General features: G+C 75.2%; 22 protein-coding genes. 17 read left to right on the forward strand and 5 right to left on the reverse strand.

Going from position 1 to position 21,287, the window contains the following annotated elements:
- Positions 1-23: 23 nt before the first annotated feature.
- Positions 24-1,403 (forward strand): replication-associated recombination protein A, encoded by a 1,380-nt coding sequence (locus ABZ881_RS16535; RefSeq protein WP_358485384.1) that lies wholly within the window; start codon positions 24-26, stop codon positions 1,401-1,403.
- Positions 1,404-1,405: 2 nt separating this feature from the next.
- Here the strand turns inward: ABZ881_RS16535 and ABZ881_RS16540 are convergent, their stop codons facing one another.
- Complete coding sequence (locus tag ABZ881_RS16540) at positions 1,406-2,467, reverse strand: S1 family peptidase (RefSeq protein WP_358485385.1); 1,062 nt, start codon at positions 2,465-2,467, stop codon at positions 1,406-1,408.
- 375 nt (positions 2,468-2,842) lie between these two features.
- On the opposite strand from ABZ881_RS16540, the gene shbA reads away from it, so the two are divergent.
- From shbA to ABZ881_RS16565, 5 genes are all read left to right on the forward strand, one after another.
- Entirely contained in the window at positions 2,843-3,676 is an 834-nt protein-coding gene (shbA, locus tag ABZ881_RS16545) for an RNA polymerase sigma factor ShbA (protein ID WP_358485387.1), read from the forward strand.
- 98 nt (positions 3,677-3,774) lie between these two features.
- Positions 3,775-3,906 (forward strand): hypothetical protein, encoded by a 132-nt coding sequence (locus tag ABZ881_RS16550; protein WP_358485389.1) that lies wholly within the window; start codon positions 3,775-3,777, stop codon positions 3,904-3,906.
- Between the two features lie 330 nt (positions 3,907-4,236).
- A complete protein-coding gene (gene alaS / locus ABZ881_RS16555) occupies positions 4,237-6,897 on the forward strand; it encodes an alanine--tRNA ligase (RefSeq protein WP_358485390.1) in 2,661 nt (886 codons plus the stop codon).
- Complete coding sequence (gene ruvX / locus ABZ881_RS16560) at positions 6,894-7,331, forward strand: Holliday junction resolvase RuvX (protein WP_358485392.1); 438 nt, start codon at positions 6,894-6,896, stop codon at positions 7,329-7,331. The genes alaS and ruvX overlap by 4 nt, the downstream gene beginning before the upstream one ends.
- A gap of 132 nt (positions 7,332-7,463) precedes the next feature.
- The gene (locus ABZ881_RS16565; protein WP_358485394.1) at positions 7,464-8,606 is read left to right on the forward strand and encodes an endolytic transglycosylase MltG; all 1,143 of its coding nucleotides are present in this window, start codon (positions 7,464-7,466) and stop codon (positions 8,604-8,606) included.
- Between the two features lie 9 nt (positions 8,607-8,615).
- On the opposite strand, the gene ABZ881_RS16570 is transcribed toward ABZ881_RS16565, so the two are convergent.
- Positions 8,616-9,449, reverse strand: coding sequence for a fused MFS/spermidine synthase (locus tag ABZ881_RS16570; RefSeq protein WP_358485396.1), 834 nt, complete (start codon positions 9,447-9,449; stop codon positions 8,616-8,618).
- Between the two features lie 127 nt (positions 9,450-9,576).
- Between ABZ881_RS16570 and ABZ881_RS16575 the strand changes: the two genes are divergently transcribed.
- From ABZ881_RS16575 to aroB, 4 genes are read left to right on the forward strand one after another with little or no spacing between them, the layout of a single operon-like run.
- On the forward strand, positions 9,577-10,278 hold the full coding sequence (locus tag ABZ881_RS16575) for an A24 family peptidase (protein WP_358485398.1): 702 nt from the start codon (positions 9,577-9,579) through the stop codon (positions 10,276-10,278).
- 13 nt (positions 10,279-10,291) lie between these two features.
- Positions 10,292-11,497, forward strand: a complete 1,206-nt coding sequence (gene aroC / locus ABZ881_RS16580; RefSeq protein WP_358485400.1) for a chorismate synthase — start codon at positions 10,292-10,294, stop codon at positions 11,495-11,497.
- Positions 11,498-11,538: 41 nt separating this feature from the next.
- A complete protein-coding gene (locus tag ABZ881_RS16585; protein WP_358485401.1) occupies positions 11,539-12,198 on the forward strand; it encodes a shikimate kinase in 660 nt (219 codons plus the stop codon).
- Positions 12,195-13,328: a 3-dehydroquinate synthase gene (gene aroB, locus ABZ881_RS16590; protein WP_358485403.1), complete on the forward strand. Its 1,134-nt coding sequence runs from the start codon at positions 12,195-12,197 to the stop codon at positions 13,326-13,328. The genes ABZ881_RS16585 and aroB overlap by 4 nt, the downstream gene beginning before the upstream one ends.
- An 82-nt stretch (positions 13,329-13,410) precedes the next feature.
- Here aroB and ABZ881_RS16595 read toward each other — a convergent pair whose 3' ends face one another.
- Positions 13,411-14,016: an HdeD family acid-resistance protein gene (locus tag ABZ881_RS16595; protein ID WP_344028289.1), complete on the reverse strand. Its 606-nt coding sequence runs from the start codon at positions 14,014-14,016 to the stop codon at positions 13,411-13,413.
- Positions 14,017-14,034: 18 nt separating this feature from the next.
- Complete coding sequence (locus ABZ881_RS16600) at positions 14,035-14,904, reverse strand: AI-2E family transporter (protein WP_358485405.1); 870 nt, start codon at positions 14,902-14,904, stop codon at positions 14,035-14,037.
- Between the two features lie 102 nt (positions 14,905-15,006).
- Between ABZ881_RS16600 and ABZ881_RS16605 the strand changes: the two genes are divergently transcribed.
- Together ABZ881_RS16605 and ABZ881_RS16610 are read left to right on the forward strand one after the other, a co-directional pair.
- Positions 15,007-15,213: a hypothetical protein gene (locus ABZ881_RS16605; protein WP_358485407.1), complete on the forward strand. Its 207-nt coding sequence runs from the start codon at positions 15,007-15,009 to the stop codon at positions 15,211-15,213.
- A gap of 78 nt (positions 15,214-15,291) precedes the next feature.
- Complete coding sequence (locus ABZ881_RS16610; protein ID WP_358485409.1) at positions 15,292-15,861, forward strand: YhjD/YihY/BrkB family envelope integrity protein; 570 nt, start codon at positions 15,292-15,294, stop codon at positions 15,859-15,861.
- On the opposite strand, the gene ABZ881_RS16615 is transcribed toward ABZ881_RS16610, so the two are convergent.
- Complete coding sequence (locus ABZ881_RS16615; RefSeq protein WP_358485410.1) at positions 15,759-16,475, reverse strand: MBL fold metallo-hydrolase; 717 nt, start codon at positions 16,473-16,475, stop codon at positions 15,759-15,761. The two genes, ABZ881_RS16610 and ABZ881_RS16615, sit on opposite strands and share 103 nt — an antisense overlap.
- Positions 16,476-16,506: 31 nt before the next feature.
- On the opposite strand from ABZ881_RS16615, the gene ABZ881_RS16620 reads away from it, so the two are divergent.
- From ABZ881_RS16620 to ABZ881_RS16640, 5 genes are all read left to right on the forward strand, one after another.
- Entirely contained in the window at positions 16,507-17,586 is a 1,080-nt protein-coding gene (locus ABZ881_RS16620; RefSeq protein ID WP_358485412.1) for an aminopeptidase P family protein, read from the forward strand.
- A 250-nt stretch (positions 17,587-17,836) separates the two neighbouring features.
- Positions 17,837-18,688 carry an ABC transporter permease gene (locus tag ABZ881_RS16625; RefSeq protein ID WP_358485414.1) on the forward strand — a complete coding sequence of 284 codons (852 nt, stop codon included), beginning with the start codon at positions 17,837-17,839 and terminating at the stop codon, positions 18,686-18,688.
- Positions 18,685-19,470, forward strand: coding sequence for an ABC transporter permease (locus tag ABZ881_RS16630; protein ID WP_344028305.1), 786 nt, complete (start codon positions 18,685-18,687; stop codon positions 19,468-19,470). The genes ABZ881_RS16625 and ABZ881_RS16630 overlap by 4 nt, the downstream gene beginning before the upstream one ends.
- Before the next feature lie 19 nt (positions 19,471-19,489).
- On the forward strand, positions 19,490-20,275 hold the full coding sequence (locus ABZ881_RS16635; RefSeq protein WP_344028308.1) for an ABC transporter ATP-binding protein: 786 nt from the start codon (positions 19,490-19,492) through the stop codon (positions 20,273-20,275).
- Between the two features lie 16 nt (positions 20,276-20,291).
- A complete protein-coding gene (locus ABZ881_RS16640) occupies positions 20,292-21,269 on the forward strand; it encodes an ABC transporter substrate-binding protein (RefSeq protein ID WP_358485417.1) in 978 nt (325 codons plus the stop codon).
- Positions 21,270-21,287 lie beyond the last annotated feature (18 nt).

Below are 21,287 nucleotides of genomic sequence, written 5' to 3' on the forward strand. Positions count from 1 at the left end.
CGGCCCTGGCAGGCTGGACGGCGATGAGTACCGACGGCCTCTTCGACATCGACCCCGGCCCGGGATCGGACGGCGCCGAGGACGGCCCCCGTCCCGACGCCCCGCTGGCGGCCCGGATGCGCCCGCGGACCCTGGACGAGGTCGTGGGCCAGGCCGACCTGCTGAAGCCCGGTGCGCCGCTGCGCCGCCTGCTCGACGGCGGCGCGGCGGCGTCCGTGCTGCTCTACGGCCCGCCCGGCACCGGCAAGACCACCCTGGCCCGGCTGATGGCCGGGGCGGCCGGCGGTCCTGGCCGCACCGGGCCCGCCCGGCACTTCGTCGCGCTCTCCGCGCTCTCCGCGGGGGTGAAGGAGCTGCGGGCGGTCATCGAGGACGCGCGGCGCAGGCGCGACCACAGCGGCACCACCACGGTGCTGTTCATCGACGAGGTGCACCGGTTCTCCCGCACCCAGCAGGACGCGCTGCTCGGCGCCGTCGAGGACAGGCTGGTCCTGCTGGTGGCGGCGACCACCGAGAACCCGTCGTTCTCGGTGGTGTCACCGCTGCTGTCGCGCTCGCTGGTGCTGCAGCTGCAGTCCCTCGGCGAGGACGACGTCCGCCGGCTGCTGCGCCGTGCCGTCACCTCCGAGCGCGGGCTGAACGGCGCGGTGGAGCTGGCCGCCGAGGGGGAGGACGCGCTCGTCCGGCTCTCTGCCGGTGACGGCCGCCGGGCGCTCACCGCGCTGGAGGCGGCCGCCGACGGGGTGCTCGGTGCGGGCGGCTCGGTGGTCGATCTCGCCGCCGTCGAGCGGGCGGTCACCGAGGTCGCCGTCCGCTACGACCGGGCCGGCGACCAGCACTACGACGTGATCAGCGCGTTCATCAAGTCCATCCGCGGTTCCGATCCGGACGCAGCACTGCACTACCTGGCCCGCATGATCGTCGCGGGGGAGGACGCCCGGTTCATCGCGCGCCGGCTGATGGTGCACGCGTCCGAGGACATCGGCCTCGCCGACCCGACCGCGCTGCCCGCCGCGACGGCCGCCGCCCAGGTCGTCCAGCTCGTCGGGATGCCGGAGGCGCGGCTCGCACTGGCCCAGGTCACCGTGCACCTGGCGACCGCACCGAAGTCCAACGCGGTGATCACGGCGATCGACGCGGCGATGGCCGACGTCCGCTCCGGGAAGGTCGGCGGGGTGCCGGCGCACCTGCGAGACGGGCACTACGCGGGGGCGCAGAAGCTCGGGAACGCGGTCGGCTACCGCTACCCGCACAGCGACCCGGACGGCGTCCTGCGCCAGCAGTACCCGCCGGACGACGTGGTCGGCACCGACTACTACACGCCGTCCGGCCGTGGCTTCGAGCGGACGCTCGCCGAGCGGGTCCCGAAGCTGCGCCGGGTCGTCCGCGGCACGGGGGACTGAGCTCAGCCGGTCGTCAGCGTCAGGTTCAGCGCGCTGGTCGCGGTCCGGACCGGCGTGAAGTAGCTGGTGCAGTTCCCCGAGCCGCCCGCGCCGGTGTGCACACCCTGGGCCTGGCCGCCCGAGGTGATGTAGGGGGCGCCGGAGTCGCCCTCCCGGGCGCACGCCCCGACCGCGGTGAGGCCGGACTGCTGCTCGCCCTCGAAGTTCACCGTCACGTCGGTGCGCTGGACGGTCCCGCAGGACCGGCCGCTGGTGGAGCCGTGCAGGCAGACCGACGACCCGACCGGCGCGACCGAGGTGCCGCGGACCCGGGTCCCGGCCACCGTCGCCGAGGCGCTGCCCTGCTCGACCGGGATCGCGCCGACGTCGACGCCGTCGCCCGCGGTGCGCCCACCGGAGCCGATGGTGCTCTGGTCGGCGGCGTACCAGGTGGCGGACCCGCGCAGGCAGTGCCCGGCCGTGATCACCCAGTCACCCGCGCTGTCGGACGCGGCGAAACCGGCCGTGCAGCGCCTGCTCCCGTCGCTGATCGTGTCGCCGCCGGACACCGCGGCCTGCCGCCGCGGCACCGCCGGTACCCGCTCCACCCGCACCACGGCCGGGTCCAGGCCCGCGGTCAGCTCGCCGGCGAGCCGGCCGGCGTCCGGACCCTCGACGACGTCGAGCACCAGATGCGCGGTCCGCGGGTCGATCCCGTAGGACGCCAGCCCGTCCGGCAGGCCGGCCGCGGTCCGGTCGCCGAGCGCCCGCAGCGCCGCCGACGGGTCGCGCCGCGGCCCCTCCCGGAGGACCGGCGTCGCGCCGAGCGCGCCCAGCACCGCCGCCGGCGCCGGGTCCCAGATGCCCACCATCAGCCGGCCGTCCTCGAACCAGGTCCCGGCGAGGGCGTCGCCGGCGGCCGCCGTCACGGCGGGCACCAGCTCCGCGGCGGCGGTCTCGGTGAGCGCCGACGGGCCCACCGGCGGCACCGGTGCCGCCGCCGCCGGCACGGCGACGCCGAGTGCGATCACGGCGGCGCCGGCGAGGGCGGCGAGCGACAGGCGGTGCGGGCGGCGCAACGGCACGGGGGAGGTCCTCCGGGGAGCGGGCGGGGTGGCACCCGGCTCAACGAGCCCGCGGCCGTCCGGGTCACGCACAGCGGCAACCCCGGAAGGAGTGACAGAGAGTGGACGCCCGATCGGCGCAGAGGTTGCCTCGGAGGGCCGAAAGTCACTACCCCGCGTCTCCACATACCGCAAATTGAGCATGTTGATTGACCCCGATCGGCTGTGTCGCCAGGGTTTGATCGCAGGCCGGGGTGCGGCCGAGCGGACCTGCGGGCCCGCCGGGACCCGGCAGGAGGACACCGAGCGTGCCGACCGACCCTCCGGGACCGGGCGGAACCGCCGGGGTCGCAGGGACGGGATGCGGCGGGGCCGCATCGGAGGAGCGCTGGCACGATGCATGACGGACTCGCGGTGACCGAACCGGCCGTTGGCGGCGGCCCGGCCGTGGACGGCGGTGACCCACCGGCCGGCCCGCCGGAGGCCCGGACCGCTGCACCCGACCTGCTCCCGCCGGAGCTCCTGCAAGCCGCGGTCGCCGGCGACCAGCAGGCGGTCGCGCTGCTGCTGTCCCGGGTCCAGCCCCAGGTCGAGCGGTTCTGCCGGGCCCGGCTGGGCCGGCGGGAGACGACCCTCGGCTCGGCCGACGACGTCGCCCAGGACGTCTGCATGGCGGTGCTCGCCGTGCTGCCGGACTACCGGCTGTCCGGGATGTCGTTCCGCGCGTTCGTGTTCGGCATCGCCCGGCACAAGATCGCCGACGCGTTCCGGGCGATGGCGCGCAACCGCTGCGACGCGGTCGAGGAGCTGCCCGAGCGGATCGGCCGCGAGGAGGACCCGGAGCAGGTGGTGCTCGACGCCGAGCGCAACGACCGGCTCACCGACCTGCTGGGCATCCTCGGCCGGCGCCAGGTCGAGATCCTCACCCTGCGGATCGCGGTCGGCCTGACCGCCGAGGAGACCGCGGACGCGCTGGGATCGACCCCGGGCGCGGTCCGGGTCGCCCAGCACCGGGCGCTGCAGCGGCTGCGCCGCGAGCTGGAGGAGCGGGCGGCCCGCCGGGACGGGTCGCCGGCCCCGGCCGCCGCGCACCCGCCGGTGCCTCGCCCGCGCACGGCCCGGCCGGCCGCCCCGGCGGCGATCCCGGCGCCGCGGCGCCCCCAGCAGACGGATCAGGCGGACCGGGCGCCGCGGCCGGGCGCGCCCGCCGGCCTGCCGGTCGCGGTCTGAGCGGCCCGCCGGACGGCGGGCCCGCCCGATCACCGGTCGTCCCCGCGGACCGGTGGCCGCGGACGCGTGACGCGCCCACCGTCGTCGGCGCGCTGCTGATGAACCTGCTGACGATCCCGCTGGTCGTCTTCACCACCGCCGCGCTGGTGGTGCTGTACGGCGAGCTGCGGTCCCGGCTGGAGCCGGGCACCGGAACGGCGGCCTTCGCCGACGAGCTCGACCGCCGGTGACCGGCGGATCCCGGCCCGGGAACGGGGAGTAGCCTGGTCGACGGTTCCCGGGCCGGACGGACCGAGGGGAGGGCCCCGTGATGAGCACCGCCGTGACCAGCACCGCAGGGTTCGCGCGCGCAGTGCCGTCCCGCGTGCCCTCCCGCGCGCGGTCCTCCGCCGCGTCCGACGAGCCCTACCCGGGCCGAGCGCCCGGCGCGGGCTCCTGACCCGGCCCGCGATCGGCAAGCCTCCCGGCGCGCCCGCGTCGTCCCGCCGTACGGTGTCCCCGCGCAGCGACCCCGCGTCGCCGGCGCACCCGTCGCCGTACCCGTCACGAGAGACCTTCCGGTGCAGACCCACGAGATCGTCCGCCGCTTCACCGCCCACTTCGAGCAGGCCGGGCACACGCCCGTGCCGAGCGCCTCGCTGATCCTCGAGGATCCGCAGCTGCTGTTCGTGAACGCGGGCATGGTCCAGTTCAAGCCGTACTTCCTCGGCGACGTGCCCGCGCCCTACCCGCGCGCCACGTCGATCCAGAAGTGCGTCCGCACCCCGGACATCGACGAGGTCGGCAAGACCACCCGGCACACCACCTTCTTCCAGATGGCCGGGAACTTCTCCTTCGGCGACTACTTCAAGCGCGGCGCCATCGAGTTCGCCTGGTCGCTGATCACCCGCAGCCAGGACGACGGCGGCTACGGCTTCGATCCGGAGATCATCTGGGTCACCGTCTACCACGACGACGACGAGGCGATCGAGCTCTGGAAGGAGATCGCCGGCCTGCCCGAGGAGCGGATCCAGCGCCGCGGCGGCGACGACAACTACTGGGACATGGGCGTGCCCGGTCCCGGCGGCCCCTGCTCGGAGATCTACGTCGACCGCGGCCCGGAGTTCGGCGCCGAGGGCGGCCCGGAGGCCGACGAGGACCGCTACCTCGAGATCTGGAACCTCGTGTTCATGCAGGACGAGCGCGGCGAGCTGTCCCCGAAGAAGGGGCACCCGCCGATCGGCACCCTGCCGCACAAGAACATCGACACCGGGATGGGTGTCGAGCGGGTCGCGTTCCTGCTGCAGGGCGTCAACAACGTCTACGAGACCGACCTGGTCCGCCCGGTGATCGCCAAGGCCGAGGAGCTCTCCGGCAGGCGCTACGGCGAGAACGCCGAGGACGACGTCCGCTTCCGGGTCATCGCCGACCACGCCCGGTCCTCGATGATGATCGTCGGCGACGGCGTCACCCCCGGCAACGAGGGCCGCGGCTACGTGCTGCGCCGGCTGCTGCGCCGGATCGTGCGGTCCGCCCGGCTGCTCGGCGTCACCGGGCCCTGCCTCGGCGAGTTCGCCGCCGTCGTCCGGGACGCGATGTCGCCCACCTACCCCGAGCTGGCGACCGACTTCGAGCGGATCTCCGCGGTGATCCGGGCCGAGGAGGACACCTTCCGGGCCACCCTCGCCGCCGGCGAGCGGATCTTCTCCGGCGCGGTCTCCGAGGCCCGCCGGGAGCGGCGCACCGTGCTGCCCGGCGACCAGGCGTTCCAGCTGCACGACACCTACGGTTTCCCGATCGACCTGACCCTGGAGATGGCGCAGGAGGCCGGGCTGTCGGTGGACCGCGAGCGGTTCACCGCCCTGATGGACGAGCAGCGGTCCCGCGCCAAGGCCGACGCGGCCGGGCGCAAGGTCGGGTTCGTCGACGCCTCGGTGTACCGGGCGGTGCTCGACACGCACGGCGCCACCGACTTCCTCGGTTACCAGACGCAGCGCTCCGAGGCCCGGATCGTCGGGCTGCTCCGCGACGGCGCCACGGTGCCGGCCGCCGAGGAGGGCGACGCCGTCGAGGTGCTGCTGGACCGGACGCCGTTCTACGCCGAGGCCGGCGGTCAGCAGGCCGACACCGGCGTGCTCACCGGCGCCTCGTTCGCGATCCGGGTGGACGACGTCCAGTCCCCGGTGGCCGGCCTGCGGGTGCACCGCGGCGTCGTCACCGCCGGCACCGTCACCCTGGACTCCGAGGTCGTCGCCGAGGTCGACCGGGTGCGCCGGGCCGCGATCTCCCGCGCGCACACCGCGACCCACCTGGTGCACGCCGGGGTGCGCGGGGCGCTGGGCAGCTCCGCCGCGCAGGCCGGCTCGCTGAACGCCCCGGGCCGGCTGCGGTTCGACTTCACCTCGCCCACCGGCGCCGTCGACCCGGCGGCCCTGGTGGAGATCGAGGAGGAGGTCAACTCGGTGCTCCAGGAGGACCGGGAGATCCAGACCTACGAGACGACCATGGACGAGGCCCGCAAGCTGGGCGCCATGATGCTGTTCGGCGAGAAGTACGGCGACCGCGTGCGGGTGGTCGACATGGGCGACTACTCGCGTGAGCTGTGCGGTGGCACGCACGTGCGCCGCACCGGCGAGCTCGGCCTGGTCCGGGTGCTGTCCGAGGCGTCCATCGGCTCCGGCGTGCGCCGGGTCGAGGCGCTCGTCGGGCTGGACGCGTTCCAGCACGCCACCACCGAGCACCTGCTGGTCAACCAGCTCGCCGAGCAGCTCAAGGCCCGGCCAGAGGAGCTGCCGGACCGGATCGCCGGCCTCGTCGAGCGGCTGCGCACCGCCGAGCGGGACCTGGAGAAGCACCGTGCCGAGGCCGTCCTGGCCTCCGCCGGCAGCCTCGCCGGGCAGGCCGAGGACCTCGACGGCACCGCCCTCGTCGCGGTCGCCGCGCCGGACGGCGTCGGCGGCAACGACCTGCGGACCCTCGCCGCCGACGTCCGCGGCAAGCTCGGCGACCGGCCCGGTGTGGTCGCGCTGTTCGCGGTCGCGGACGGGAAGGTGTCCTTCGTCGTCGCCACCACGAAGGCGGCCCGGGACGCCGGGCTGGCCGCCGGGAAGCTGATCCCCGAGTTCGCGCCCGCCGTCGGCGGCCGCGGCGGCGGCAAGCCCGACCTGGCGCAGGGCGGCGGGACCGACCCGTCCGGGATCGACGCGGCGATCCAGAGGCTACGCGCCGCGATCCGCGGATGACCAGGACGCGCGGGCGGCGCCTCGGCATCGACGTGGGCGCCGTCCGGGTCGGCGTCGCGATGTGCGATCCGGACGGGATCCTCGCCACCCCGGTGGAGACCGTCCCGCGCGGCGACCGGGACGACGGCGACGAGCCGGCCGTGCGCCGGATCGCGGAGCTGGTGGCCGAGCACGACGTCGTCGGCGTCGTGCTCGGCCTGCCGCGGGACCTGCGCGGCGAGGACGGCCCGGCCGCCCGGGCCGCCCGCGAGTTCGCGACCGCGCTGCAGGCCGGGCTGGACGTCCCGGTGGAGCTCACCGACGAGCGGATGACGACCGTCGTCGCCACCCGGCAGCTGGCCGGGCGCGGGGTGAAGGGCCGCCGGCAGCGCGCCGTCGTGGACCAGGCCGCTGCCGTGCAGATCCTGCAGGGCTGGCTGGACGCCGGGCGCTGAAACCCTTGCACCTGGACATGATCGACATCAGCGGCCGGCTGCTCGCCCGGGTCACGGGACCGTTACCCTCCATGCCGTGACCGGCGCCGGCGAGAACGACCTGAACCGACGGTCCCGGACACGGGACCGGACGTGAGTGCCCCGGTGACCGCGCCGCCCGTCCGCCACCGCCCGACGCCCGTTCACTACCGCAGGCGACGGCTGGCCCTGCTGGCCTCGGCGCTGCTGGCCGGCGCGGTCCTGGTGGCCGCGGCGGTCTACCTGACCGGGCCCGACGACTACGTCGGTTCCGGCAGCGGATCGGTCGTCGTCCGGGTGCAGGCCGGCGACTCCACCTCCGCCATCGGCGACCGGCTGGTCGCCCAGGACGTCGTGCGGTCCCGGGCCGCGTTCCTCGACGCCGCCGCGCGGGAGGCCGGCATCCAGCGGGTCCAGCCCGGCTTCTACGAGCTGCGCTCGCAGATGTCAGGCAGCTCCGCGGTCGACGGGATGCTCGACCCGGAGCGCCGGGTCGGGTTCATGGACGTCAAGGGCGGCGTGCAGATCGATGACACCAGCGCCCCCAACGGCACCGTCAGCCCGGGCGTGCTGACCCAGATCTCGCAGGCGACCTGCCTCGGCGGCGCCGACGGCGAGCCCGTCTGCACCGGCGTCGACGAGCTGCGGGCCGCGATGGCCGACGCCGACCCGGCCGACCTGGGTGTGCCCGAGTGGGCGCACGCGGGATACCGGAACGCCGCACCGGAGCGCCGGATGGAGGGCCTCGTCGCACCCGGGCCCTACGACATCGACCCGCAGGGCGCACCGCAGGACGTGCTGCGCGAGGTGCTCACCACCTCCGCCGAGCGGCTCGCCGACGCCGGGCTGTCCGGCGAGGGCGCCTACCGGACGCTGATCGTGGCGTCGATCATCGAGAAGGAGGCCCTCGACCCGGACATGCCGAGGGTGGCCAGGGTGATCGAGAACCGGCTCGCGGTGAACCAGCGCCTGGAGATGGACTCCACCGTCAACTACCCGCTCGACGTGCAGGCGCTGCGCACCACCGCCGAGGCCCGTGGCACCCCGGGGCCGTACAACACCTACCTGAACACCGGGCTGCCACCGACCCCGGTGGCGTCGGTGTCGGTGACCGCGCTACAGGCCGCGGAGAACCCGCCGGACGGCCCGTGGCTGTTCTTCGTGCGGTGCACCACCGTGGGCGAGTCGTGCTTCGCCGCGAGCTACGACGAGCACCTCGCCAATGTGACCAGGGCCCGCGAGGTCGGCGCGTTCTGACCGGTCCGGTCACTGCCCCCAGAGACCGGCCGGGGGTTTCGGTGACGGCACGGCCGTCGCGTCGGTGACGACGGCGGCGCCGCGGGCCAGTGCCCGGGTGTCGGTGTCGTCGAGCACTCGGGCCGGGAACGGGTCGGCCGCGGCCCGGCGGGTCAGCCCGGGCACCGGGAGCCCGCGGTCCGACCCGGCCAGCACCAGGTTGCCGAACCGGCGACCGTGCAGCACGTCCGGCGCCGCGATCAGGGCGAGCTCGGCGAACGCGGCACCCGCGGTGGCGATCTGCCCGGGCAGGAACGGCCAGGGTGCGCCGTCGCCGAGGTTCGCCACGTGGATGCCGGTGGGCGCGAGCACCCGGCGGACGGCCTGCAGGAACTGGGCGGTCGTCACCTGGGCGGGGGTGCGGGCGCCGGCGAACACGTCGAGCACGACGAGATCGAACGCGCCGGCCGGGAATCGGTCGAGGCTGGCCCGCGCCTCCGCGGTGACGATGCGCAGCCCGTCGCCCTCGTCCGGGCCGGGCAGCCGGTGTGCGACCAGCTCGGCCAGTGCGGCGTCCAGCTCGACGACGGTCTGCGCCGAGCCCGGGCGGGTCGCGGCCAGGTAGCGGGCCAGCGTCCACGCGCCGCCGCCGAGGTGCAGCACGCGCAGCGGCACCGCGGGCGGGGCGGCCAGGTCGGCGACGTGCGCGATCCGCCGGACGTACTCGAACTCCAGGTGCTCGGGATCGTCGAGGTCGACGTGCGACTGGGCGGTGCCGTCGAGCAGCAGGGTCCACGACCGGGGCCGGTCCGGGTCCTGCACCAGCTCGGCGATCCCGTGCTCGACCTCGGTACCGGCGTCCATCCCGCCATCCTGCCGGGCCCGCGCGCGGCACAGCGGTGCCGGAGCCCGTTTGTCCCCATGTGCCCGGATCATCCACAGGTCGACGACCCGGGGATCCGGACGGCGCCGGGTGCGGCAGGTTCGGGGCATGGACCTCGATCTGCTCGGCCCGCTCGGTGCCGCCGCCGGTGCCGCCGCCGGTGCCGCCGCCGGTGCTGCAGCCGGTGCGGCTGCGGGGGCCCTGACCCGGCTGGTGCTGCGGCGCCGGGCGCGGGTGACCGCCCCGGGCTGCGTGGGCGGGGCCGCCGTACTGGGCGGGGGGCTCGGGCTGCTCCTGGCGGGCGGCCTGGTGGCCGCCCGATGGGTGCCGCTGCTGGCGGTGCTGTGCTGGCTGGCGGCGGCGGGCACGAGCACCGATCTGGCGCACCGCAGGCTGCCGAACGTGCTGACCCTGCCGGCGCTGCCGCTGGTGCTGGCGGCGGCCGTCCCGGCCGGTGCCGGCGCGGTGCTGCGCGGCGCCGCGGGGGCGGTGCTGCTGGCCGGGGCCTACGCGGCGGTGCACCTGGTCTCGCCGGCCGCGATGGGCGCCGGCGACGTGAAGCTCGCCGGGCCGGTCGGTGCCGCGGTGACCGTGCCCGGCTGGACCGGGTTGCCGGTCGCGGCGGCGCTGGCGGTGCTGCTGTCCGGGGTGGTCGCGGTGCTCGCCCTGGTGGCCGGGCGGGCCCGGTGGGCCGGTGGCCTGCCGCACGGCCCGGCGCTGCTCGGGGCGGCGCTGGCCGTGCTGCCGGCCGCGGTGGTCCCGGTCGTGTCCGGGACCGTGACCTGCTCCGGGGCCGTGACCGGTGGGTGAGAGGATGGACGTCGTGCTGCGATGGATCACCGCCGGGGAGTCCCACGGCCCGGCCCTGGTGGGTGTGCTGGAAGGCATGGTCGCCGGAGTCGGGATCACGACGAAGGAGCTGCAGGCCGAGCTGGCCCGCCGGAAGCTGGGCTACGGCCGCAGCCCGCGGATGGCGTTCGAGGCCGACGAGCTCGAGGTGATCGGCGGGATCCGGCACGGGATCACCCAGGGTGGTCCGGTCGCCGTCCGGATCGCGAACACCGAGTGGCCCAAGTGGGAGACGGTGATGGCGGCCGATCCGGTGGACCCGGAGCTGATCGCGAACCGGGCCCGCAACGCGCCGCTCACCCGGCCCCGCCCCGGGCACGCCGATCTCGCCGGGATGACCAAGTACGGGTTCGACGAGGCCCGGCCGGTGCTGGAGCGGGCCAGCGCCCGGGAGACCGCGGCCCGGGTGGTGCTGGGCACCGTCGCGAAGGCGTTCCTGGAGCAGGCGCTCGGGGTGCGGATCGTGTCGCACGTCGTCGCGATCGGGGCGGTCGACGCCCCCGACGACGAGCCGCTGCCCGGCCCGGACGACCTGGAGCGGATCGACGCGAACCCGGTGCGTGCCTTCACCGAGGCATCCGGCGCCGCGATGGCCGCCGAGATCGACGCCGCGCACGACGCCGGGGACACCCTGGGCGGGGTGATCGAGGTGATCGCCTACGGGATGCCGGTCGGCGTCGGGACCTATGTGCAGGCCGACCGCAGGCTGGACGCCCGACTCGCGTCCGCGCTGATGGGCATCCAGGCGATGAAGGGCGTCGAGATCGGCGACGGCTTCCGCACCGCGCACCGCCGCGGCTCGGTCGCGCACGACGAGATGGTCCCCGCCGGCGGGCCGCACGAGGGCCCGGCGGGCACCGTGCCGGTCACCCGGCTGACCAACCGGGCCGGTGGCATCGAGGGCGGCATGACCAACGGCGAGCCGGTCCGGGTCCGGGTCGCGATGAAGCCGATCTCCACCGTGCCCCGCGCGCTCCGCACGATCGACACCGTCACCGGCGAGGAGGCGACCGCCATCCACCAGCGGTCCGACGCCTGCGCCGTCCCGCGGGCCGGCGTCGTCGTCGAGACGATGGTGGCGCTGGTGCTCGCGCAGGCCGCGCTGGAGAAGTTCGGCGGGGACTCGCTGGCCGAGACCCGCCGCAACGTCGCAGGCTACCTGGCGGGGGACGCCCGGTGACCGGCGCGCAGGGCGGGCCGGGCCCGGCGCCGGAGGGTCCCGTGCCGGGACCGGACCGGGAGGGGCGGCCGTTCCTGGTGCTCGTCGGCCCGCCCGGGTCGGGCAAGTCGACGATCGGCTCGCTGCTCGCGGAGCGGCTCGGGCTCGGCTTCGCCGACACCGACGCGGTGATCGTCGAGCGGATCGGCAGGCCGATCGCAGAGATGTTCGTGCAGGAGGGTGAGGCGGCGTTCCGGAAGCTGGAGCACGAGGTCGTCGCCGAGCAGCTGCGGGCCGGGCACGGCGTGCTCGCGCTCGGCGGCGGATCGGTGCTCGACGCCCGGACCAGGGAGCTGCTGCGCGGGCACCGGGTGGTCGCGCTCGAGGTCGACCTCGCCGACGGGATGCGGCGCACCGGCATGTCCACCGCGCGCCCGCTGCTGGCCGGGGTGAACCCGCGGGCCACCTTCCGGGCGCTGCTCGCCGACCGGGCCCCGCTCTACGCCGAGGTGGCGACGGTCCAGGTCAGCACGGTGCGGCGCAGCCCGAACCAGGTCGTCGCGGCGGTGCTCGGCGGGCTCGGTCTGCCCGGCGGCGAGGCGGCCGACGCCGCACCGGACGCCGAGGACCCGCACGACCGGCCCACCCCGCGCGCCGACTCGGCACTGCCGGCGCCCGGTTTCGGCGCCCCCGGCACGGACCACCCGATGGAGACCCGATGACCGACCTCCGCCTCCCCGAGCTGCCGGACGCCTCCGGTGACCGCGAGCCGGACGGATCGGTCCGGATCGCGGTGAACGCCGAGCGGCCGTACCCGGTGCTGGTCGGGGCGGGCATCGCCGGCCGGCTGGCCGAGGTCGTCGCCGGGACCGACGCGGGGCGGGTGCTGCTCGTGCACCCCCCGACCCTGGCCGACCGCGCGGAGACCGCCCGGGCGGAGCTGGCGTCGGGCGGGCTCGCCGCGTTCCGGATCGAGGTCGCCGACGCCGAGGCCGGCAAGACCCTCGATTCGCTCGCCGCCTGCTGGCAGGCCTGCGCCGAGGCGGCGCTGACCCGCTCCGACCTCGTCGTCGGGTTCGGCGGGGGAGCGGTCACCGACCTGGCCGGGTTCGTCGCCGCCACCTGGATGCGCGGGGTCCGCGTCGTGCACGTGCCGACGACGCTGCTCGCAATGGTCGACGCCGCCGTCGGGGGGAAGACCGGCATCAACACCGCCGCCGGGAAGAACCTGGTCGGGGCGTTCCACGAGCCGTCCGCGGTGCTCGTCGATCTCGACACGCTCCGCACACTGCCGCGCGAGGAGCTCGTCGCCGGGTCCGCCGAGGTCTGGAAGGCCGGGTTCATCGCCGATCCGGTCATCCTCGACCGGGTGCGGGCCGATCCGGTCGCCGCACTCGACCCGGCCGGTCCGGTGCTCGCCGAGCTGGTGCGCCGCTCGATCCGGGTGAAGGCCGACGTGGTCGGCGCGGACCTGCGCGAGTCGCACCTGCGGGAGATCCTCAACTACGGCCACACCCTCGGGCACGCCGTGGAGCGGCGCGAGGGCTACCGGTGGCGGCACGGCAACGCCGTCTCGGTCGGCCTGGTCTTCGCCGCGGAGCTCGCCCGCGCCGCGGGCCGCCTCGACGACGCCACCGCCGACCTGCACCGCGAGGTGCTGGAGCTGGTCGGCCTGCCGACCTCCTACCAGCCGGGTGTGCTGGCCGAGCTGATCGAGACGATGCGGGGGGACAAGAAGTCCCGCGCCGGCACACTACGGTTCGTCGTGCTCGACGGGCTGGCGAAGCCGGCCCGCCTGGAGGGCCCGGACCCGGCACTGCTGGAGGCCGCGTACGCCGCGATCAGCGGCTGAGACGGCGCTGACGGAGCCCGGCCGCCTGAACAGCGGTGTGTGCCGGGACCCCGCGGGATTCCGGCACACACCCGGCCGCGGGTCAGCCGATCGCCGGGTGCGTCTCCGACCGGAACGCCTGGACGATCAGCACGATCCCGGTGGCCACCGCGAACGCGCCGACCAGCCACAGCAGCGCCAGGATCCCGGAGGCGGGCCAGACCAGCAGCAGCACACCGAACACGACGTCCAGCGCGGCCCGGACCGCGATCCAGCCCCACGGCCCGCCGTGCTTGCGGACCTCGTTCGCCGAGATCGCGGTGATGACACCGGCCATGATCGCCCAGAAGGCGATCACGAACAGGATCGCGAGCGCCGCCGACGCGGGCAGCGTGAACGCGACGACACCGGCGATGACCGAGACGACGCCCTGCGCGATCGTCCAGCCCCAGCCGGGGCGCTCGGCCCTGTGCCGGATGCCGAGGACGATCGCGGCGATGCCGTCGACCAGCGCGTACGCCGCGAACACGAAGATCAGCGCCAGCAGCGCCAGGCCCGGCGTGAACAGCACCGCGAGCCCGAACGCCAGTACCAGGACGCCCCGCAGCACGACGAGCGCGCGCACCCGCTTGGAGACCGCGCCGTCCGCGGTCGGAGCCACCGGTGCCGATGCGCCGGGCCCGTCCTCGATGTTGGCCGTGTCCGCCATGTCTTGCTCTCCGTCCGATCAGGATTCCAGGGTTCGTCGTGCGTCCGGGGCCTGCGGGCCGCCGTCGACGGGCGGGTCCGCGGTCGTCGAGCCGGACGTCGGCTGGTCGAATGGTGCCTCCCCGGCAGCGGGCTCGATCGGGCCGAAAGTCCCGCCCGTCCCGGCCCCGTCGGCGGGCGGGCCCGGCGCCGGCCCGGCCGCCGCCGGGGTGCTGCCGAGCAGCGCGTCCAGCCACTGGGCCCGCGGGTCCGCGTCCACCAGGAGCAGCTTCACCAGCAGCGTCAGCGGCACCGCCAGTACCGCGCCGAGCGGCCCGAGCAGCCAGGCCCAGAAGACCAGCGCGACCAGCGTGACCGACACCGACAGGCCCACGGCGGTGCCGACGAACCGGGGCTGCACCAGCGAGGTCAGCACGAAGTTGACCAGGATGAACACCGCCGCCACGGCGAGCGCCGATCCGGGCCCGCCGGCCAGCAGCGCCAGCAGCACCGGTGGGAAGAAGCCGATCCAGAACCCGATGTAGGGGATGTAGTTTGTGATGAACACCAGCAGCCCCCACAGCACCGCCAGCGGCACCCCGAGCGCGGCCAGCACCACCGCGTCGATCGCACCGGTCACCAGGCCGACCACCGTGGTGACGACCAGGAACCGCCGGGTCCCGCCGGCGAAGCGGCGCAGCGCGGTGGCGACCGCCGGGCGGGCGGCGGCGACGGCGTCGAGCCGCGCCGAGGCGGCCGTGGACTCGATCCCCAGGAACAGCAGCAGCGAGAACAGGAAGACCAGGTTCCCGGCCAGCCCGGCGACCTGCAGCAGCAGTCCGGCGGCGAGCGTGGTGATCCGCCGGGCGTCCAGCGAGGACGCCATCGCCTGCAGCTGCTCGGTGCCCACGCCGAACGCGGCGGCCCGCGCGGCACCAGCCGGGCGATCGAGACGACCAGCACCGCGGACAGCACCAGCAGCAGCCCGTAGATCGCGAGCAGCAGCATGGTGGTGGCGATCCACCCGGGCACCCCGGCGCGGCGCAGCCTGCCGTGCAGCGGATGCACCACGATCACCACGACCAGCGCCAGGAACACCGGCCCGACCAGCCAGGCGGCGGCGTACAGCCCGGCGGCCGCCACGACGGCCGCGGCCGCCCCGACCAGCAGGGTGACGGTGCGGGGGAGCGGGGCGTCCTCGGGCATGGTGATCTTCTAGCGCCCGGCGGCCGCCCCCGGTAACGGACTTACGGCCCTGTTCGCCGGGTGCCCGGGGTGCGTCGTGGAGGATGGCCCGGTGCGAGCGGACATCCGGGATCCGATCGCGCGCCTGCGCCGCCTCCCCGAGCGGTCGCCGCTGATCGGGCATGCGGGCCGCGCCGTCGACCGTTACCGGTTGCAGCGGGGCAACCACCTGTCCGCCGCGGTCGCGTTCTACACGGTGATCGCGGCCGTCCCGCTGGCGATGGTGCTGTTCGTCGCGGTCGGTGTTCTGGTGTTCTGGCGGGCGACGTCACCGGAGGACCTGGTGGTCGCCGTCGAGATGGCGTTCCCGCCCGGGCTGATGGCGGCGATCGAGCCGGTGCTGGCGGCGGCGGCCGAGCAGCGCGGCTCGCTGGTCGGGATCGGCGCGCTCGGCGCGCTGTGGGCGGGCACCACCTGGACGTCGTACCTGCGGGAGGCGCTGTCCGCGCAGTTCCGGCTTCCCGCGGTGCGGCAGCCCAGCCGGCAGCGGGGTCGGGACGCGGCGGGACCGGTAGGCGCTCAGCCGCCGAAGGCCGCCACGAACTGCTCCGCCGACGTCGCCCGGTACACCATGTTGGTGCGCTGCACGTCGTCGAGCGGTGCGCTGGGCGCGTCGGTGTAGCGGTGCCCGGGATAGACGGTCGGGTTGCCCTTCAGCGACGCCAGCTGCTGCAGCGAGTGGTACATCTGCGCGGCGTCGCCGCCCGGGAAGTCGGTGCGCCCGCAGCCCTGCAGGAACAGGGTGTCCCCGGCGACGAGCCGGTCCCCGTCCGGGTTCTGCACCAGGAAGCACTGGCTGCCCGGGGTGTGTCCCGGGGTGTGCAGCAGCCGGATCCGCAGCGCGCCGATCTCCAGCACGTCGTCGTGGTCGTGCGGGGTGAGATCGGTCGCGGACAGGCCGGTCACCCGGGTCACGTAGTCGGCCTCGGCCCGCTGCACGTGCACCGGAACCGGGTGCCTGCCGAGCAGCTCGGCCAGCCCGACCAGGTCGAAGCCCATCATCGATCCGCCGACGTGGTCGGGATGGTGGTGGGTGGCCAGCACCCCGGTGAGCCGCATGCCGTCGGCGTCGAGCGTGGCGAGCAGGTCGTCGGGGGAGTACGCCGGATCGACGACGACGGCCTCCCCGGACTCCCGGTCCCCGATCAGGTACGAGAAGTTGACCATCTGGGTGGCCACCGGGTCGCCGACGGCGTAGTCCTGGCCGGAGAGCAGCTGGCGGAAGTACAGGCCCATGCGCGTGACCCTAGGACATAGGGTCGGGCGCATGAGCCACCCCGACCGGCGCGACCGCCTCCGCACCCTCCTGCGCGCCGCCGGGCTGGACGCGCTGCTGGTCACCGACCTGCTCGACGTCCGGTACCTGACCGGGTTCACCGGCTCGAACGCCGCCGCCGTGATCGCCGCCGATCCGGCAGGGGACCTGCTGTGCACCGACGGCCGCTACCGGGCCCAGGCCGGTGCGCAGAGCCCGGACCTGGAGCTGGTGATCGACCGGCCGAGCGCTCCGGCGGCGGCCGCCCGGGTGCCCGCCGGCGCGACCCTGGGCTACGACTCCGCCGTGTTGACCGTCGACGGTCTGGCCGCCGTGCGGGACGCGGCGCCCGGCCGCCGGCTGCTCCGCGCCCCGGGCCTGGTCGGCGGGCTGCGCGCGGTCAAGGACGCCGCCGAGGTGGACGCCGTCCGGCGGGCCTGCGAGCTGGCCGACGCCGCGCTGCGCGGGCTGCTCGACGCGGGCGGGCTGGCCCCGGGCCGGACCGAGCGGGAGGTGGCGGCGGACCTGGAGGACCGGATGCGCCGGCTCGGGGCGGACGGGCCGGCGTTCGCGACGATCCTCGCCGCCGGGCCGAACTCGGCGGTCCCGCACCACCGGCCGACCGCCGCCGAGCTGCGCCGTGGCGACCTTGTGAAGATCGACTTCGGGGCGGCGCTGGACGGCTACCACTCCGACACCACCCGCACCTTCTGCCTCGGCCCGGCCGCCGGATGGCAGCGCGAGCTGCACGCGCTGGTCGACGCGGCCGCTACCGCCGGGCGGGCCGCGCTGGCCGACGGCGCCGTCGTCACCGACGTCGACGGCGCCGCCCGCGAGGTCGTCGCCGACGCCGGGCATGCCGAGGAGTTCCCGCACGGCCTCGGGCACGGCATCGGCCTGGCCGTGCACGAACCGCCGTGGCTGACCTGGACCGGGCTCGGGACGGTCCCGGCGGGCACGCTGGTCACCGTGGAGCCGGGGGTCTACCTGGACGGCCGCGGCGGCGTCCGGATCGAGGACGTGCTGCACGTCGTCGCGGGCCGCCCGGCCGAGCCACTGACCTCGCTGCCGCGCGAGCTTGTCGAGGTCTGACACCGGGTCCGGCCTGGCCGCGCCGCGCCGCCGATCTACGTCATCCGTCCCGGCCGGGCCGTGACGGGCCGCCGCCGTCGTGCCGTCAACCGTCCGGCGCGGGTCTGCGCGCGCCGCTCGTAGGGTCCGATCATGTCAGCCGCCGCGGCCCGGCCGGGCGGACCCGAACGGTGCGGAGCGGGGGTGGCCCGGACGGCGCCGTGACCGGACGAGGCCGCCGACCGCGGCCGCGACCCGCAGAAGGAGCAGCGTGGCACGAGCCGCGGCCCGGCCCACCGCAGCGCCGGAGAGCAGCGACACCGACCCGCCCCCCGCCCGACCCACCGGATCCGCGCCCGGCCGCCGGCTGCTCCCGCTCGCCGGGGTCGCCGTCGCGATCGGGATCTTCGAGCTCGCCCCGCGCGCCGGTCTCGTCGACGACCGGTTCCTGCCGCCCGCGTCGGCGATGTTCGCGGCACTGGGCGGGCTGCTCGGCGACGGCGCCGGGCTCTGGATCCCGGTCGCCCAGACCCTGCAGGGCTGGGCGCTGGGCCTCGGGCTCGCGCTGGTGCTCGCGCTCCCGCTGGGCATCCTGATCGGCTCGGTGTTCCTGCTGTTCATGGCCAGCCGCTCGATCGTGGAGTTCCTCCGCCCGATCCCGTCGGTCGCGCTGATCCCGCTCGCCGTGCTGGTGTTCGGCGCCGGGCTGGAGAGCAAGGTCTTCCTCGCCGCCTGGGCGGCCACCTGGCCGATCCTGCTGCAGACCCTCTACGGGGTGCGCGACGTCGATCCGGTGGCCACCGAGACCGCGCGCTCGTTCGGGGTGTCCAGCCGGGAGCGGCTGCTGCGGGTGACCCTCCCCAGCGCGCTGCCCTACGTCGTCACCGGGGTGCGGATCTCCTCGGCGGTGGCACTGATCCTGGTCGTCACCGCCGAGCTGGTGCTGGGCGCACCCGGGCTCGGCCAGGAGATCAACATCGCCCGGCAGAGCGCCGCCGTGGACACCATGTACGCCCTGATCATCGTGACCGGGCTGATCGGCTGGGGGCTCAACGCCGGGCTGGCCCGGATCGAGGCCCGGCTGCTGGTCTGGCACCCGTCGCACCGCGAGCAGAACCGATGAGCGCGCCGACCCGTTCGACGCGGACGCTCGGGCTGGGGCTCGAGGTGACCGTCCCGGTGCTGCTGCTGGTGGCCTGGGCGGTGGCGTCCCTGGGCAGCGAGTCGTTCTACTTCCCGCCGCTGACCGACATCCTGCGGGCGTTCGGCGACACCTGGCTGTTCGACCGGGTCGGCAGCGACGTCGTCCCCAGCCTGTCCCGGCTGTTCGCCGGCTACCTGATCGCGGTCGTCGCGGCGGTCGGGACCGGGGTGGCGCTGGGCCTGTCCGACACCGCGCGGCGGATGTGCGATCCGGTCGTGCAGTTCCTGCGGGCGGTCCCGCCGCCGGTGCTGATCCCGGCCGGGATCCTGGTGCTCGGCGTCGGCTCCACGATGAAGGTCGCGCTGATCGCGTTCGTCTGCTTCTGGCCGATCCTGCTGAACACCGTCGACGGCGTCGCCGGGGTCGATCCCACACTGCGCGAGACGGCGCGCAGCTACCGGATCCCGCGCGGCGAGTACCTGCGCCGGGTCGTGCTGCCCTCCGCGTCGCCGCAGATCTTCGCCGGTGCCCGGGTCAGCCTGTCCATCGCCGTGATCATGATGGTGGTCTCGGAGATGGTCGCCAGCACCGAGGGCATCGGCTACTTCGTGCTGCAGTCCCAGCGCACCTACGCGATCACCGAGATGTGGTCCGGGATCTTCCTGCTCGCCCTGCTCGGCTATGCCCTCAACGGCCTGTTCCTGCTCGTCGAGCGGCGCGCGCTGCGGTGGCACCGCGGCGCGCGGGCCGGCTCGGCCTGACCTCCCGGGAGGCATCTCCATGCTGCACGTCGAACACCTGCGGATGGTCTACGGCGAGGGCACCCGATCGGCGTTCGAGGCGGTCGGCGACGTGTCCTTCGCGGTGACCGAGCAGGAGCTCGTGACGATCGTCGGCCCGTCCGGCGCGGGCAAGACCACCCTGCTCAAGTGCGTCGCCGGGCTGCTGCCGCAGACCGGCGGCACGATCACCCTGGACGGCGAGCCGGTGGACGGCCCGCCGGAGAAGATGGCGCTGGTCTTCCAGGACTACTCGCGCTCGCTCTACCCGTGGATGACGGTCGAGCAGAACGTCGCGTTCCCGCTCAGGCACCGCAGGCTCGCCGCCGACGCGCTCGCCGACCTGGTCGCCGACACGCTCGGCTCGGTCGGTCTGGCCGGTGCGGGCCCGAAGTACCCGTGGCAGCTCTCCGGCGGCATGCAGCAGCGGGTGGCGATCGCCAGGGCGCTCGCCTATCAGCCGGAGATCCTGCTGATGGACGAGCCGTTCGCCTCGGTGGACGCGCAGACCCGGGCCGACCTGGAGGATCTCGTCCTCGACCTGCGGGCCCGCTACGGCATCACCGTGCTGCTGGTGACCCACGACATCGACGAGGCCGTCTACCTCAGCGACCGGGTCGTCGTGCTGACCCCGTCGCCGACCGAGGTCGCCGAGATCGTCGACGTCGGCCTGCCCCGCCCGCGCGACCAGGTCGGCACCAAGGAGCTGGCCGAGTTCACCCGGCTGCGCGGCCACGTCTGGCGCTCGATCAAACGCCCCACCAGCCCCGAACCGACGTCCGCCTGACCGGAAGAGAGTGATCATGGGAGAGCCACGCCGGAGAGGCGCCCGCGTCCGCGCGGTCGCCGCACTCGCCGCAGTGGTCGCGCTCGTCGCGACCGGCTGCGGCGGAAGTGCCGACGGGGACGGGGAGGGCCCGACGACCGTCCGGGTCGGCACCCTGCCCATCGCCAACGCGGCCGGGATGTACCTCGGGATGGAGCAGGGCTTCTTCGCCGAGGAGGGCCTGCAGATCGAGCCGACGGTGCTGCAGGGCGGCAACGAGATCGTGACCGGGCTGGTCTCCGGCGACTACGACGTCGGCTTCGTCGGCTACATCTCGGCCGGCGTCGCGGCCGGTCGCAACGTCCCGGTGTGCGTGCTCACCGCGAGCGACGCCACCGGCACCACGGCCGAGGACGACTGGCAGGTCATGGTCGCCGGGCCCGGCAACACCATCTCCTCCCCGCAGGACCTCGTCGGGAGCCCGGTCGGGATCAATGCGCTCGGCGGCGTCGCCGAGGTGCTGATCCGCGCCGCACTCGACCGGGAGGGCGTCGATCCGGCGTCCGTCGAGTTCATCGAGGTGCCGTTCCCCGAGGTGCCCGCGGCGATCGCCGGCGGCCGGGTCGCGGCGGCGTACACCGCGGAGCCGTTCGTGACGACCGTGCTCGACCAGGGCGGCGAGGTGGTGTTCGCACCGCAGTCGGCGCTGGCACCGGAGTACCCGAACGGCGCCTACGCGGCGAGCCGCCAGTTCGTGCAGGGTGAGCCGGACACCGTCGAGCGGTTCACCCGGGCGATGGAGCGCTCGCTCGACCACGCCCGGGACAACCCGGACGCCGTCCGCGCCACCATCCCGACCTTCACCCAGATCCCGGCCGAGCTCGCCGAGCGGATGCGGCTGCCGGTGTTCACCTCCGAGCTGGACCGGGCGGCGATCGACGAGCAGATGGGCTTCATGACGCAGTACGGGGTGGTCGAGGAGGCCCCCACCGCCGACGAGCTGATCTGCGGCTGAGCCGGGCACCCGGGCGGG

The organism is Pseudonocardia sp. NPDC046786 (assembly GCF_040645415.1).
Taxonomy (GTDB): domain Bacteria; phylum Actinomycetota; class Actinomycetes; order Mycobacteriales; family Pseudonocardiaceae; genus Pseudonocardia; species Pseudonocardia kongjuensis.

Coding starts and splice junctions, on each gene's coding strand:
- ABZ881_RS16630 (WP_344028305.1), top strand. CDS start 18,685: ATGAGCGCGCCGACCCGTTCGACGCGGACGCTCGGGCTGGGGCTCGAG.
- ABZ881_RS16620 (WP_358485412.1), top strand. CDS start 16,507: ATGAGCCACCCCGACCGGCGCGACCGCCTCCGCACCCTCCTGCGCGCC.
- ruvX (WP_358485392.1), top strand. CDS start 6,894: ATGACCAGGACGCGCGGGCGGCGCCTCGGCATCGACGTGGGCGCCGTC.
- ABZ881_RS16615 (WP_358485410.1), bottom strand. CDS start 16,475: ATGGGCCTGTACTTCCGCCAGCTGCTCTCCGGCCAGGACTACGCCGTC.
- ABZ881_RS16570 (WP_358485396.1), bottom strand. CDS start 9,449: ATGGACGCCGGTACCGAGGTCGAGCACGGGATCGCCGAGCTGGTGCAG.
- ABZ881_RS16575 (WP_358485398.1), top strand. CDS start 9,577: ATGGACCTCGATCTGCTCGGCCCGCTCGGTGCCGCCGCCGGTGCCGCC.
- ABZ881_RS16595 (WP_344028289.1), bottom strand. CDS start 14,016: ATGGCGGACACGGCCAACATCGAGGACGGGCCCGGCGCATCGGCACCG.
- ABZ881_RS16535 (WP_358485384.1), top strand. CDS start 24: ATGAGTACCGACGGCCTCTTCGACATCGACCCCGGCCCGGGATCGGAC.
- ABZ881_RS16550 (WP_358485389.1), top strand. CDS start 3,775: ATGAACCTGCTGACGATCCCGCTGGTCGTCTTCACCACCGCCGCGCTG.
- shbA (WP_358485387.1), top strand. CDS start 2,843: ATGCATGACGGACTCGCGGTGACCGAACCGGCCGTTGGCGGCGGCCCG.
- ABZ881_RS16635 (WP_344028308.1), top strand. CDS start 19,490: ATGCTGCACGTCGAACACCTGCGGATGGTCTACGGCGAGGGCACCCGA.
- aroB (WP_358485403.1), top strand. CDS start 12,195: ATGACCGACCTCCGCCTCCCCGAGCTGCCGGACGCCTCCGGTGACCGC.
- ABZ881_RS16640 (WP_358485417.1), top strand. CDS start 20,292: ATGGGAGAGCCACGCCGGAGAGGCGCCCGCGTCCGCGCGGTCGCCGCA.